This is a genomic window from Streptomyces sp. NPDC006314, assembly GCF_040613075.1.
Lineage (GTDB): Bacteria > Actinomycetota > Actinomycetes > Streptomycetales > Streptomycetaceae > Streptomyces.
Map to the genome: position 1 here is coordinate 302,709 of NZ_JBEXRL010000001.1, position 13,560 is coordinate 316,268.

At 70.8% G+C, this 13,560-nt stretch carries 11 protein-coding genes and 1 pseudogene; 4 read left to right on the plus strand and 8 right to left on the minus strand.

The genetic code is table 11. The features are described from left to right. Positions 1-39: 39 nt before the first annotated feature. Positions 40-924, plus strand: coding sequence for an LLM class F420-dependent oxidoreductase (locus tag ABZ079_RS01360; RefSeq protein ID WP_356937303.1), 885 nt, complete (start codon positions 40-42; stop codon positions 922-924). A gap of 75 nt (positions 925-999) precedes the next feature. Here the strand turns inward: ABZ079_RS01360 and ABZ079_RS01365 are convergent, their stop codons facing one another. The 3 genes from ABZ079_RS01365 to ABZ079_RS01375 all read right to left on the minus strand — a co-directional run bounded on the left by ABZ079_RS01365 (position 1,000) and on the right by ABZ079_RS01375 (position 3,092). Then, positions 1,000-1,857 carry a fumarylacetoacetate hydrolase family protein gene (locus tag ABZ079_RS01365; protein WP_356937304.1) on the minus strand — a complete coding sequence of 286 codons (858 nt, stop codon included), beginning with the start codon at positions 1,855-1,857 and terminating at the stop codon, positions 1,000-1,002. 128 nt (positions 1,858-1,985) lie between these two features. Then, entirely contained in the window at positions 1,986-2,699 is a 714-nt protein-coding gene (yidC, locus tag ABZ079_RS01370) for a membrane protein insertase YidC (RefSeq protein WP_356937305.1), read from the minus strand. A 96-nt stretch (positions 2,700-2,795) separates the two neighbouring features. After that, positions 2,796-3,092, minus strand: a complete 297-nt coding sequence (locus ABZ079_RS01375) for a DUF6412 domain-containing protein (RefSeq protein WP_356937644.1) — start codon at positions 3,090-3,092, stop codon at positions 2,796-2,798. Positions 3,093-3,231: 139 nt separating this feature from the next. On the opposite strand from ABZ079_RS01375, the gene ABZ079_RS01380 reads away from it, so the two are divergent. Continuing rightward, positions 3,232-4,065, plus strand: coding sequence for a serine hydrolase domain-containing protein (locus ABZ079_RS01380; RefSeq protein ID WP_356937306.1), 834 nt, complete (start codon positions 3,232-3,234; stop codon positions 4,063-4,065). Between the two features lie 66 nt (positions 4,066-4,131). On the opposite strand, the pseudogene ABZ079_RS01385 reads toward ABZ079_RS01380, so the two are convergent. Then, positions 4,132-4,342 (minus strand): annotated as a pseudogene (locus ABZ079_RS01385) (transcriptional regulator); the annotation flags it as partial. A gap of 222 nt (positions 4,343-4,564) precedes the next feature. Between ABZ079_RS01385 and ABZ079_RS01390 the strand changes: the two are divergent. Beyond that, positions 4,565-5,482, plus strand: a complete 918-nt coding sequence (locus tag ABZ079_RS01390) for a hypothetical protein (RefSeq protein WP_356937661.1) — start codon at positions 4,565-4,567, stop codon at positions 5,480-5,482. Here ABZ079_RS01390 and ABZ079_RS01395 read toward each other — a convergent pair. After that, positions 5,460-6,503: an NAD(P)-dependent alcohol dehydrogenase gene (locus ABZ079_RS01395; protein ID WP_356937307.1), complete on the minus strand. Its 1,044-nt coding sequence runs from the start codon at positions 6,501-6,503 to the stop codon at positions 5,460-5,462. The two genes, ABZ079_RS01390 and ABZ079_RS01395, sit on opposite strands and share 23 nt — an antisense overlap. Positions 6,504-6,679: 176 nt before the next feature. On the opposite strand from ABZ079_RS01395, the gene ABZ079_RS01400 reads away from it, so the two are divergent. Continuing rightward, complete coding sequence (locus ABZ079_RS01400; RefSeq protein ID WP_356937308.1) at positions 6,680-7,591, plus strand: helix-turn-helix transcriptional regulator; 912 nt, start codon at positions 6,680-6,682, stop codon at positions 7,589-7,591. A 7-nt stretch (positions 7,592-7,598) separates the two neighbouring features. Here the strand turns inward: ABZ079_RS01400 and ABZ079_RS01405 are convergent, their stop codons facing one another. From ABZ079_RS01405 to ABZ079_RS01415, 3 genes are all read right to left on the minus strand, one after another. Beyond that, positions 7,599-8,369 carry an antibiotic biosynthesis monooxygenase gene (locus ABZ079_RS01405; protein ID WP_356937309.1) on the minus strand — a complete coding sequence of 257 codons (771 nt, stop codon included), beginning with the start codon at positions 8,367-8,369 and terminating at the stop codon, positions 7,599-7,601. 82 nt (positions 8,370-8,451) lie between these two features. Next, positions 8,452-11,751, minus strand: a complete 3,300-nt coding sequence (locus ABZ079_RS01410; RefSeq protein ID WP_356937310.1) for a S8 family serine peptidase — start codon at positions 11,749-11,751, stop codon at positions 8,452-8,454. A 360-nt stretch (positions 11,752-12,111) separates the two neighbouring features. After that, positions 12,112-13,359, minus strand: coding sequence for an Ig-like domain-containing protein (locus tag ABZ079_RS01415; protein ID WP_356937311.1), 1,248 nt, complete (start codon positions 13,357-13,359; stop codon positions 12,112-12,114). Between the last annotated feature and the right edge of the window lie 201 nt (positions 13,360-13,560).

Genomic DNA, 13,560 nt, shown 5'->3' on the forward strand with positions numbered 1-13,560 from the left:
CGACGATCACGGCACTGCACCCACGGAAGAAGGAACGCGATGAGCGCATCGACCGGCAGCCCGGGCCCGGCCAAGGAGACGGTGGGCCGGTACGGCATCTGGAGCGTGGGGCTCCGCTCGGAGGACCCGGCCCGGCGCGGCGAGATCGCGGAGGCCGCCGCGGAACTGGAACAGCTGGGGTACGGCGCCGTCTGGCTGGGCGGCAGTAGCGCCGCCCGGCACGCCGTACCGCTCCTCGAAGCGACGTCACGGCTCACCGTCGGCACCAGCATCCAGAGCATCTGGCAGTACGAGGCCGGGGAGAGCGCGGCGGCCTTCGCCGAGCTGGAGGTGGCCCACCCCGGCCGCTTCCTGCTCGGCCTCGGCGTGAGCCACGCCAAGCTCGCCGAGCAGTACCGCCGCCCGTACTCGGCCCTGGTCGCCTACCTCGACGAGCTGGACAAGGCGGGGGTCCCCGCCGGACGCCGGGTCCTGGCCGCACTCGGGCCCAGGACCCTGGAGCTGTCGCGTGAGCGGGCGGCCGGCGCCATCCCGTACCTGGTCACACCCGAGCACACGGCCCAGGCCCGTGAGATCCTCGGCGAACAGCCCCTGCTGGCACCGGAGTTCGGGGTCGTGCTGGAATCGGATCCGTCCCGCGCCCGCGCGCTGGCCCGGGACCACCTCGCCCTCTACCTTTCGCTTCCCAACTACACCGACAGCTTCCTTCGTCTCGGCTTCACCGAGGAGGACCTGTCCGCCGGCGGCAGCGATCGCCTGGTCGACGCGCTGTACGCGTGGGGCAGGGAGGACAGGATCCGGGACCGCGTCACCGCTTTCCACGAGGCGGGCGCGGACCACGTGGCGATCCAGGTGGTGGACGGCGGCTCGCGGGACGCCCTGCCCCGTGAGGCCTGGGGAAGGCTCGCGTCCCTGCTGGCGTGACACCCCGCCTCGTCTGTCCCTTCCACGCAAGGTGCCGGTCCGTCGGCGTATCCGGCGGACCGCTTGCCGTGGCGGTCAGGCGTCCTTCAGCTCCTGCCGCTGCCGACCGAGCCCCGCGATCTCCAACTCGACCACATCCCCGGCCCGCAGATACGGCTTCGGCTCGGGCCGCCCCATCGCCACCCCCGCTGGGGTACCGGTGTTGATGACGTCCCCGGGATACAGCGTCATGAACTGGCTGACGTACCGCACCACTTCCCCCACCGGGAAGATCTGCTCGGCCGTCGTCCCGTCCTGCTTCAACTCCCCGTTGACCCACAGCTCCAGGGAGAGCCCCTGCGGGTCCGGTACCTCGTCGGCCGTCACCAGCCACGGCCCCAGCGGATTGAACGTCTCGCAGTTCTTGCCCTTGTCCCAGGTCCCGCCCCGCTCGATCTGGAACTCACGCTCGGAGACGTCGTGCGCGACGGCGTACCCGGCGACATGCGCGAGCCCCTCCTCGGCCGACTCCAGACAGCGGGCCGTCCGCCCGATGACGACGGCGAGTTCGACCTCCCAGTCGGTCTTCACCGAGCCGCGGGGCACCAGTACGGTGTCGTTCGGCCCGACGACCGTGTCCGGCGCCTTGAGGAAGACGACCGGCTCGGCAGGCGGTTCGGCGCCCGTCTCGCGGGCGTGGTCGTGGTAGTTGAGCCCGATGCACACGATCTTGCCGATACGGCCGACCGGCGGCCCGATCCGCAGCCCCGCCGCGTCCAGCGCGGGCAGCTCGCCGGCCTCGGCGGCGGTCCGTACCCGCCCGAGCGCGGAGTCGTCGGCGAGGAGCGCGCCGTCGATGTCGTCCACGAGGCCCGACAGGTCGCGCAGGGTCCCGTCGGCGTCGAGCAGCGCGGGCCGCTCCGCCCCTGCCGTGCCGACTCGCAGCAGCTTCATGGTCACCATCTCCCTCGATCACGGGGTGCCCGACCGATGGGTGCAGCCATCGGAGGACTGGCCGATCCTCCAATCCCGTGGTCCAGTCCGCAAGACCGTGTTCATGTAGTGGACCGTAACCGCCGCCCCTACCGGTCCAGGGCGGCACGCTCCAGCACACTCCACGTCGTGCTGGTGACGATGTACAGCGCCGCGGCGAGCGGTACGACGGCGACGGTGACGAGCGTGAGGAAGGAGAGGAACGGCATGACCTGGTTGACCGCGCCGAGCCCGGGCAGCTGCTCTCCCTCGGCCGCGACGGTGACGGGGTTCGTCCGCCCCATCCGCTTCGTGCGCCGGTAGTTGAAGGTGGCGACGGCCGCGGTGAGGGCGAAGAGCCCGAGGTAGACGAGCCCGGCCGGCCCGAACACCCCGCCGTCGGCGAGCGCGTCGGCCCACCGGCCGTCGAGCGGTGCCGCGAAGAGCCGGTGGGTGAGCAGTCCGTTGCCCGCGCCGCCGCCGGAGAACAGGTGGTAGAGGAGGAAGAAGGCGGGCAGCTGGAGCAGGCCGGGCAGACAGCCGGACAGCGGTGACACCTTCTCCTCGGCGTGCAGTTCCAGCACCGCCTCCCGCAGCCGCCCGGGGTCCTTGGCGTGCTTCGCGCTCAGTTCGGCGATCCTCGGCTGGAGCGCCGCACGGGCCCGCTGGCCGCGGACGGCGGCCCGGGACAAAGGGTGGACGAGGAGTCGTACGAGCGCGGTGAACAGGACGATCGCGGCGGCGGCCGCGGAGGCGTGGAAGAACGGTGTCAGCAGGTCGGCGAGTTGCTCGACCAGGTGGGCGAAAACGGAGAAGACGGACATGGGTGAGCCCTCCGGGGGTCTCGTCGTGCCGGAAGCGAAGGAGAGATCGGCATGACGACCCGCGCGGGGTACGTGCGGTGTGCGGGGAGACGTGCCCTACGCGGCGGTCGCCGGAAGGGCGTGTCCGGGAGCCCTGGGCCGTCGCCGGCCGGGGGCGTCGGGATCGCGCTGCGGCAGGAAGGCGGTACGCCGGGCCCGGTCGCGCAGGGCCGTACGCACCCGGGTGGGCGGCACGGCGGGCGCGGTGCGCGCGGCCAGCAGGACGCAGGCGGCGAGCGCGGATCCGGCCGCGGCGGTCGCGGCGAGTGCCACGGTCGTGGTGAGGATGCCGGTGTCGAGCAGGAAGACCGGCAGGAGCAGGAGCAGCAGCGGCGCGAGATGGCGGGAGCACATGAGCCTGCGGATCACCGCTCTCCCTCCCACTGCGTCAACTGCCGATAGCTGTTTGCCTTTTATACCTGATCGGCGAGAACGTACACCTGAGCGGCGCTCCCTTTCCGCCGTCATCCGTCCGTCCCGCCGGAGGTCCCCTGTGCACCGCGTCCCCACCTGTGTCCTGCGCGACGCGGCTCCGCCCCGGATCGGCGACGGCCACGCCGTCGACCGCTTCGTCGAGATCGGTTCCTTCACCAAAGTGCTCACCGGCACCGTGCTCATGCGGCTGGCCGCCGCGGGCGTCCTGGAGGTCGACGACCCCGTGGAGCGCTGGCTGCCCGCGGCTCCCGGCACGGGAATCACCCTGCGGCACCTGGCCGAGCACACCTCCGGCCTCCCGCGGCTGCCTCCCGGGACCACGCGGCGGGATCCGTACGCCGCCTTCGACCGTCCCGCGCTGCACCGGCTGCTCGGCCGGCTGGACGGACTTCCGGTGCGTCCGCCGGGGCACGAGGAGGAGTACTCCAACCTCGGCTACGCCGTGCTCGGCGAGGCGCTGGCGGGCGCGGCCGGCGCGTCGTACGAGGAACTGGTCACCGAGCACGTGCTGCGGCCGCTGGACGTCCATGAGGTGAGCGCACGGCCGGCCGCGGCCCGCCGGCTGCTCGCCCCGGGGCTCTTCCGGCGGCCCCGCAAGCCCTGGACCATGACCGGGGCGATCCTTCCGGCGGGCGGCCTGTGGGCGACCCCGCGCGCGGTCGCCGACCTGCTCGTCCGGCTGGTCGTCGAGCGCCGGCTGGGCGATCCCGCGCCCTCGTGGCGCACGGCCGGGGCGCTGCACTGGCACAACGGTGCGACCCGCCACGCCTCGCTCTTCGCCGGCGCCATGGCGGACGGCAGATGGGTGGTCGTCCACCGGCTCAACGGCGATCCGGAGCAGACGGATCAGAACGGTGTCGACGTCCTCGTCGGCACCGGCTCGCCGTCGTGAGACTCCCCGCGCCCACCGCCGGCGCCGAGGTGATCACGCCACGCCGGCCGGCCGGCCCCGAGGTGATCAGACCGCTTCCGCCTCGAGCGGTTCCAGCAGCCGTTTCGGCTTGAGCAGCGCCCTGCTGACCGGGTCCGCCGCGTCCGGATCGAGCCCGGTCCCCGGCTCCATGAGGACGTCCGCGACGGGTACGACGACTCGGCAGGCGGGGCATTCGATCGTACGGCCCGAGTTCCGTGCCGCAGTCCAGGTGACGGAAGCGGCGCAGCCGGGTCTCGGCGCATCGCCCTGCTGGTGTCGGCGGTCCTGGCGGCGGTGGGAGCGGTGAGCGTGCTGGTGCTGCGTGAGCGCGGCCGGTGAGCCGCTGATCGGCCGGGTCCCCCGGGGGCCGGCTGGCTCCGCCCCAGCCGGGGCCGGTCGCGCGCCGGATGAATTCCGGCGACGGCGCCGCCCGCAGCCCCGTGGACTCGCGCCTCTCGAGGCAAAAGGGGAGCCGGGGATGAGCGGTCACACGTTTCTGATCGGCGGCGGCTGGGACACCGCCGAGGTGTACGAGCCGTTCCTGCGAGCGGCCGGAGCGGACGGACCACCGCGCATCGGATGCCTGGCCGTCGACGAGGGGGACGGGGCCGTGCGGTTCGAGCGCTACGCGGCGGCGCTGCGCACGACGGGGCCGTGCACGCCCGTGCCGCTGCCCGTGCCGCTCGGCGGGCGGTTCGAGGCGGAGGCCGCGTTGGCCGGGGTCGACGGGCTGCTGGTGTGCGATGGGCTGACGCCCGCCTACCAGGAAGCCCTCACCGGATGTCTCGACCGGCTGCCGGGACTGCTGGCCGCGCGCGGTGTGCCGTACGCCGGATTCTCCGCCGGTGCCGCCCTCGCCGCGCGGCGGGCCGTGGTCGGCGGGTGGCTGGTGGACGGGGTGCCGGTGTGCCCGGATGAGACCGGGGAGGATCTGGCGGAGGTCGAGGTGCGGGCGGGGCTCGGGCTCCTGCCGTTCGCGGTGGACGTCCACGCGGCGCAGTGGGGGACGCTGACGCCGGCTGGTGGCCGTGATCGGGCGGGGTGCGGCGCCGTACGGCGTCGCCGTGGACGAGAACACGCTGCTGCACGTGGTGGGCGCCGAGGCCCGGGTGCCGGGGGCCGGGGGCCGGGCGGGCCCATGTCGTACGGCCCGGCGGGGACGGGGGCGTGTCCGTGCGGGCGTACGGCGCCGGGGAGGGCTTCCGCCTCGCACCGGACCGAACGCCCGAGCGTCCCGAGGGGACGCGGGGGCCGTGTCCGATGTGCGGCTGCCGCCGCGTGGGGCGGTCAGCCGCTGACGACCCACACCGGGGGACGGCGCGCAGCTCGCGGTGCTCTCCGCACCCCGCACCGTCCGTTCCCGCCGGCCGGAGTCAGATGGTGGCCGTGTCGATGACGAAGCGGTAGCGGACGTCGCTCGCCTGCACCCGCTCGTACGCCTCGTTGATCTGCTCGGCGCCGATCAGCTCGATCTGCGCGCCCAGGCCGTGCTCGGCGCAGAAGTCCAGCATCTCCTGGGTCTCGGCGATGCCGCCGATGCCTGAGCTGCTGACGCTGCGGCGGTTGCCGAACAGCGACTGGAGCTCGATCTGCACCGGCTCCTCGGGGAGGCCGACGTTCACCATGGTGCCGTCCGTGCGCAGCAGGGACAGGAACGCGGCGAAGTCGAGCGGGGCCGAGACGGTGTTGAGGATCAGGTCGAAGGTGCCCGCCAGGTCCTCGAAGGTCTGCGGGTCGCTGGTGGCGTAGTAGTGATCGGCACCGAGCCTGAGGCCGTCGTCCTTCTTACGCAGGGACTGGGAGAGCACGGTGACCTCGGCGCCCAGCGCGTGCGCGATCTTGACGCCCATGTGGCCGAGACCGCCGAGACCGACCACGGCGACCTTCTTGCCGGGGCCGGCGTTCCAGTGCTTCAGCGGGGAGTACGTGGTGATGCCCGCGCAGAGCAGCGGCGCGGCCACGTCCAGCGACAGGCCGTCGGGGATACGGACGACGTAGTTCTCGTCGACGACGATCTTCTCCGAGTAACCGCCGTAGGTGGGCTCGCCGTCCTTGCCGACGGCGTTGTACGTCCAGATGGTGCCGCCCGTGGAGCAGTACTGCTCCAGGCCGGCCGCGCAGTTGTCACACTCACGACAGGAGTCGACCATGCAGCCGACACCCACCCGGTCACCTGCGGCGAACTTCGTCACACCGGGGCCGACCTCGGAGACGACACCCGCGATCTCGTGGCCGGGGACCATCGGGAAGATGCCGGGGCGCCAGCCGTCCTGGGCCTGGTGGATGTCGGAGTGGCAGATACCGACGAACTTGATGTCGATCAGGACGTCGAAGTCGCCGACCGCGCGCCGCTCGATGGTGGTCCGCTCCAGCGGGGCCTTCGGCGCGGGCGCGGCGTACGCAGCAACAGTGGTCATGCCGGGGTTCTCCTAGCAGGGCAGGGGTCCTCATGCCCGGCTGCCTTCCGGCCGGGCACGTCTTCCAGCCTGCCGCCGATTCGGTGCGCCACCCAGCCCACGCTTGTGCGTACGACCGCTGTGCCTACCACTGGCGGGGTCAGGCTCCGGTGACTACGACCATGAATACTGGACGTATGGAACGCAGGGACGAACAGCCGCAGGTGGCAGCCGCGCCCGGCGGGCCCCTGGACCGGCGGGCCGAGTTGAGCGAGTTCCTGCGCAGCCGGCGGGCCCGGCTGAAGCCGGAGGACGTGGGTCTGCCGGACTTCGGACGGCACCGCCGGGTGCCGGGGCTGCGCCGCGAGGAGCTGGCGCAGCTGGCCGGGGTGTCGGTGGCGTACTACACCCGCCTCGAACAGGGCAACGGACGGAACGTCTCGGCGGAGGTGCTGGACTCGATCGCCCGCGCCCTGCGGCTGACGAACGCCGAGCACGCCCACCTCACCCACCTGGCCAAACCGAAGTCGCACAAGAAGAAGCCGGCGGCGCGGCAGCAGCAGGTCCGCTCCTCCCTGTGCCGGCTGCTGGACACGATGGACGGGGTACCGGCGTACATCGTCGGCCGCCGCGCCGAGATCCTCGCCTGGAACCGCATGGCGGCGGCCGTCTTCGGCGACTGGGCGGAGCTCCCGGCCACCGAGCGCAACTGGGCGCGCCTGGTGTTCCTGCGTCCCGAGTACCGCGATCTGTTCATCGACTGGGAGCAGAAGGCGATCGACATCGTCTGTGCCCTGCGCATGGACGCGGGCTGCTACCCGGACGACCCGCGTCTGTCGGCGCTGGTGGGAGAACTCTCCGTGAAGAGCGAGGAGTTCCGCCGCCTGTGGGCCACCCATGACGTCAGGGAGAAGAGCCATGGCGTCAAGCGGCTGCACCACCCCCTGGTGGGCGACCTCTCCCTGAACTTCGAGTCCTTCCGCCTCGCGGACGACTCGGACGTGTCACTGGTGGCGTACCACGCGGAGCCGGGTTCCACGTCGGCGGAGTCCCTGCGCCTGCTGGCCAGCTGGGGCACGGATGCGACCAGGGCCGTACCGTCGGCCTGACCGCGCGTCATCCCCGGTACGGCGGCATCGCTCCCCACGTCCACTTCGGCACGGGCTGCTCGGCGGGCGGTTCGGCGTCCGGACCGGAGAAGTACACGGCCAGCCGTGTCCCCCACTCCACGTAGGCCAGGAACGCCGAGCGGAACTCCGCGTCCGTCGGCAGGCCCGCCTCGTCGGCGGCGTCCTGGATGAGGTTCACCCACCGGCGGCGCTGGGCCTCGCTGATGTTGCGGCCGGCATGTTTGGCGACCATGTGCCCGTGCCCGCCCTGGGTCTCGGAGTAGCGGGCCGGCCCGCCGAAGACCTCGCCCAGCCAGAGGGCGACGTGCTGGGCGTGCTCGGGAGGCAGTCCGGCGAAGAGCGGGGCGAGGAGGTCGTCCTTGACCACCTTGTCGTAGAAGATCTCCGTCAGCCGGGAGAAGGCCGCGGCGCTGCCCGCCCACTCGTGAAGGGTCGGCACCGCCGCACCCGTGCCCTGCACGGACGTCGGCTGGTAGTGGCGCATCTCCTCGATGTTCTCCACGTACGGCCGTATCTCCGCGAGGAACGGCGCAAACAGTTCCGACCTGCGAAAGCCCTCCAGGTGGTCGGCCGTCGACGTCCAGGTGATCCGCAGGACGAAGAACGCGGGGTCCTCCTCGCAGCGGGCCAGCTCGAAGTCGACGCACTGCGGGGACGCGGCCAGCTGGGCTGCCGCTCGGGTGTAGGCGGCCAGGAACTGAGCCGACTGCTGCTCGGGAATTCGGTAACGGATGTACTCGACCGTGTGAGCCGTCATGGGTGCACACAAGCACGAACGGCCCGCCGGAAGCTTCTGCTCCGGCGGGCCGTTCGCTCACGGCCTACTCAGGTACGGTGGCTCACTTGCCGTAGTACGCGTTGTAGATCTTGATCTCCGACGTGTTGCCCTTCTTGTCGGTGATCTTGGCGCGGAAGGAGATGGACTTGCCCTTCGCGGGGTTCTTCACGGTGATCTTGCCGCCGCGGACGTCGGCCTTCTTCCACGTCTTGCCGTCGTAGGAGACGTAGACGGCGAGGGACTTCAGGTTGCCGCCCGCGGCCGAACCCTCGACGGTGACCGGGAAGGTGACCGTCTTGCCGGCGGCGACACGGCTGTCCAGGCCGGTGGTGGCGCCGAAGTGCAGGGCGGAGGCCGGGAGCTGGGCGAAGTCGCTCGACGGCTTCTTCGACCGGAAGGTCCAGGTCGCGTCGACCCGGGAGGAGGCCTGGGAGACCTTGGCCGACCGCTTGACCGAGGTGGTCAGCCTGTAGGCCGCGTCACCGGCCGGGACCTTGAAGGTCTGCGCGCCGAACAGCGGGTCGTTGTGGGAGCCGACCTTGGTGCCGTTGCGGTACAGGGTCGTGTTCACCGAGGTGAAATCCGAGTACCCGGTGTGCTTGGCCGAGTCGGCGAACAGCGGCAGCGAACCGAAGATCTCGTTGCCGTCCCGGAAGAGGCCGAAGTCCTTGGAGACGTGCGGGCCGAAGACCGCGGTGTTGACCGTCTTCGTGTAGGTCTTGCCGGCCTTGAAGGAGAACTGGCCCAGGGCGTAGGCGGCGTCGGAGACCGGGAAGCCGTCCGGGTCGAATCCGCCGTTCTGCTCGAACTCCAGCTGCCAGCTCACACCGCCCTTGGCGGACAGGTGCAGGGTGCGGGTGCCGGGCAGCTTCTGGTTGATGCCGATGGAGGAGGCACTGGAGCTGCCGGGCAGCCAGCCGACGGCGTTGACCGAGCCGGTCTTGCCGCCGGCGGCGGCACCGAGCCGGGCCTTGACCGTGGCCAGGTCGCTCGCCTTGTAGTGCTTGGTGTAACCGGTGGCGAGCCGCTTGACCGGGCCGCCTGAGGTGACGTCGTACTCCTCGTTCGTGCCCTTGGTCCAGTGGCCGTCCCACTGCTGGTACAGCGTCCCGGCGGGCGGCGCCGCACCCAGGTGGGCGGTACGGAAGTTCTTGTACGAGTCCAGGAACCAGCCGTAGCCGTACTGGCCGTTGCCGAGGGTGACCTCATACTCCGGCGAGGCGAACTGCGAGGTCAGGCCCGAGGCCGGGACGGTGATGTCCACCGGCTTGGCCTTGCGCGCGTCGATCGTGATCGTCTGCTTCTTGGCGACGGTCAGCTTCGGCTGGGCGATCCAGTCGATGCCCTTGGCGGCGTTCTCCGGGTCACCGTAGATGGAGGTGTTGAGGATGTACGTGCCCTTGGGTGCCCGTACCTTCACCGTGCCGGACTTGTCGTACGGGTTCAGCCAGACGCCGTTGGCCAGGCCGGCCACACCGGTGACGTCGGCGCCGTAGTACGGGGCCGGCTTGCCGTCACGGCCGATGAACTTCAGCGTGAGGTCGTACGACTCCACCTCGCGCTGGACCGCGGCGGCCGTACGGATCGTCTGACCGCCGCCCGTCGCCGTCACGTAGGCGGAGTAGGCGCCGTCGACGGTGCCGCCGAGCTTGGTGTTGACGGTGAAGCCGACCGAGGCCTTGCCGTGCGCCGGGACGGTCAGCCTGGTCGCGGCGAGCTTGAAGAAGCCCGACGGGGCCGCCGCGCCCTTGGGGTTGGTGGCGGTGCCGGCCAGGGCGAGCGTGACGTCCTTGTCACCGAGGTTGCGGTACGTCAGCTTCTTGGTGACCGGCTTGTCGTCGGTGTGCGGCCACTGCTGCACCCCGAAGCTCACCGACACCGGCTCCGCGATCACGGACTGCTTGATCGCCTTGTTGACCTGGATCCGGCCCGAACCCTGCTCGAACGGCGTGTACTTGCCGCCCTTGGTGGAGCCGGTCAGGGCACCCTTCAGCTCGGCGTAGCTCCAGTCGGGGTGCTCCTGCTTCAGGATCGCGGCGGCTCCCGCGACATGCGGGGTGGCCATCGAGGTGCCGGAGATGGTCAGGTAGCCCTCGGGCTTCTCGCCGACCTCCTGGTCGATGACGCTGCCCTTGGCCGCGGCGGCGGTGATGTCCACGCCGGGCGCGGTGACGTCCGGCTTGATGGCGCCGTCACCTGCGCGCGGGCCGGTGGAGGAGAAGTCCGCCAGCTTGTCCTTCTTGTCGACGGCGCCGACGGTGAGCGCGGCGTCCGCGCTGCCCGGCGAGCCGATCGACTGGGGGCCCTCGTTGCCCGCGGCGATCGCGAACAGGACGCCCTTCTCGGCGGAGAGCTTGTTGACCTCGGCCTCGAGCGGGTCGACCTCGGGCGTGTCGTAGCCGCCGAGGCTCAGGTTGATGACGGCGGCGCCCTGTGAGGCCGCCCACTCCATGCCGGCGAGGATCCCGGAGTCGTCACCGGATCCGGTGTCGTCCAGGACCTTGCCGTTGAGGATTTTGGCGTCCGGAGCGACACCCTTGTACTTGCCGCCCGACTTGGCGCCGGTGCCCGCCACGATGGAGGCGACGTGCGTGCCGTGACCGAAGTGGTCGGTGGCGTCGGCGGCGGTGGTGAAGTTCCTGGCCTCGATCACCTGGTCCTTGAGGTCCGGGTGGGTGGCGTCCACACCCGTGTCCAGGACGGCGACCTTCACACCCTTGCCGGTGTAGCCGGCGGCCCACGCGGTCGGGGCGCCGATCTGCGGCACGGACTTGTCGAGGGCGGCCTTGCGGACGCCGTCGAGCCAGACGTGGGCGATACCGGAGGCGGTGCTGTCGCCGTTGGTGACCGCGTCCCACAACTCGGCGGTGTCCTCGACCGGGGTCTGCACGGCGTCCGCGTTGAGCGCCTTCAGGCTGCGGCGCAGGGTGCCCGCGTCCCGGACGTCGGCCTTCGCGGACGCGGCGGAGCCGTTGTAGCCGACGATGACCTTCAGGCCGTTCTTCTGGGCCTTGCGGGTGGCGGCCTTGTTCAGCTCGGTGATGTCGAACAGGCGCTGGTCCAGCTTGCCGGAGGCGACCAGGCGGGCCGCGTCGGCGGGGATGACCAGCGTGTGTCCGCCGGCCTTGCGGACCTGGAAGGGTATGTGCTCGCGCCCCTTGCCCCGCTCCAGGCCGACGACCCGGCCCTTGGCGTCGAGGGCGACCCGGTCACCGGTGATGAGGGTGACCTGGTGCTTGGCGGTGAGCGCGGAGGCAGCGGCCGTGGCGTGTGCGGGTTTCGCCGACGCCGGGCTGGTCATTCCCGCTGCGAGGGCGACGGCTGCGGCCGTCGCCACGCCGGCCGCAGCTGCTCTTTTCACTTGTCTGCGCAAGTTCTCCCCCTGGAGATGAGGTACCGGGTGAATTCCCCGTTCACCCGGCCGGGGGCAGCTTCGTACGTGTGCACGTCAACCCCCCGGGTCACGCAGTATGCCGGGGGGCGATCGGGCGGCTCAATAGAGGAGAGGACAGTAAGAAAGCGCGTCCGGGAACTGTTACGCGGTAGCCCGAACACCGTTACAGAACCGCGAAGTCCCCGGTGTCCGGGCGGTGTTATACGCCGTCAGGCACCGGCGTTCGCCTTCACCGTGATCCTGCCCTCGCGGATGGCACGGCTCGCCCTCGTGAACGCCGATGCCGCCCCCTGAGGGCGGCATCGGAAGGCTGTGGAGGGGGCGGCGTCAGATCGCCGAACCGGCCTTCCACTGCGCCCAGTCCATGTTCCAGCCGTTGAGGCCGTTGTCCGGGGAGACGGTCTTGTCACCGGTGTGCTGGACGACCACGACGTCACCGAGGAGGGAGTGGTCGTACACCCACGCGGCCGGTGTGCTCGGGTCCTTCGCACCCTTGGTGTCGGGCAGGCCCACGCAGCCGTGGCTGGTGTTGACGCTGCCGAAGATGGACTTCGCGCCCCAGTAGTTGCCGTGCAGGAAGGTGCCGGAGCCGGTGAGGCGGATGGCGTGCGGCACGTCCTTGATGTCGTACTCGCCCTTGCCGTCGTCGTCGGTGAAGCCCACGGTCGCGCCGTTCATGCGCGTCTGCTTGAACTTCTCGGACATCACCATGATGCCCTCGTACGTCTTGTTCTCCGGCGAACCGGCGGAGATCGGGATGGTCTTGACGACCTTGCCGTCCTGCGTGACCTTCATCTGCTTGGTCTTCGCGTCGACGTAGGAAACCTGGTTGCGGCCGATGCGGAAGGTGATCGTCTTCTGCTGCACGCCGTAGACGCCGTTCGCGCCCTCGACACCGTCGAGCGCCAGCTTCAGTGTGACGCTGGAGTTCTCCTTCCAGTACGTCTCCGGCCGGAAGTCGATGCGGTTGGCGTTGAACCAGTGGCCCACGACCTCCTGGCCACTGCTGGAGGTGACCGTGATGCCCTTCTGGACGGCGGCCTTGTTGGTGATCGCCTTGTCGAAGTTGATCGAGACGGGCATGCCCACGCCGACGGTGGTGCCGTTGTCCGGCGTGAAGTTGCCTATGAAGCTGTTGGCCGGGGAGACCGTGGTGAAGGAGGCGTTCTCGTGGGCGACGCGCCCGTCGGAGTCCTTCGCCTCCGCGGCGAGCTTGTAGGTGGTCGACCGCTCCAGCTGGACGCTGGGCTTCCAGCTGGTCCTGTCGGCGGACAGCGCGCCGGCCACGGCCTTGCCGTCGGCGGTGGTCATGGACACGCTGGTGAGAGTGCCCTTGGCGACCTTGACTGCGGCCGAGTTGTTGATGGAGGCGTTGTTGGAGCCGTCCTTGGGCGTGATAGTGATCTGCGCCTCGGACGACTTCTCGGCCGCGGCCTCGTCGGCCTTGGCCTGCGAGGCGTCGCCACCGTCGGACGCCCGGGCGTCATCGCCGCCGGAACAGCCCGTGAGCACCAGCACACTACCGAGCAGTGCGGACGCGACCGTCAGGCCCCTGCGCCGCTTACTGTCCGTCATCACACGCTTCTCCATCGTTGCCGAATTCGCCGAGCCCGAGAGTCCTCATGAGAACTGTCAACGCTACGGCCGATCCATCCCGTTCCACATTGTTCGCAGGTGTGGGCCACACCACGTCCCGCCGAGGCGGGGTGGCGGCGAAGTCTCCGTACGCCCCCTGAGACGACAAAACCCCGGACGGCGGTTGCCGTCCGGGGTCAT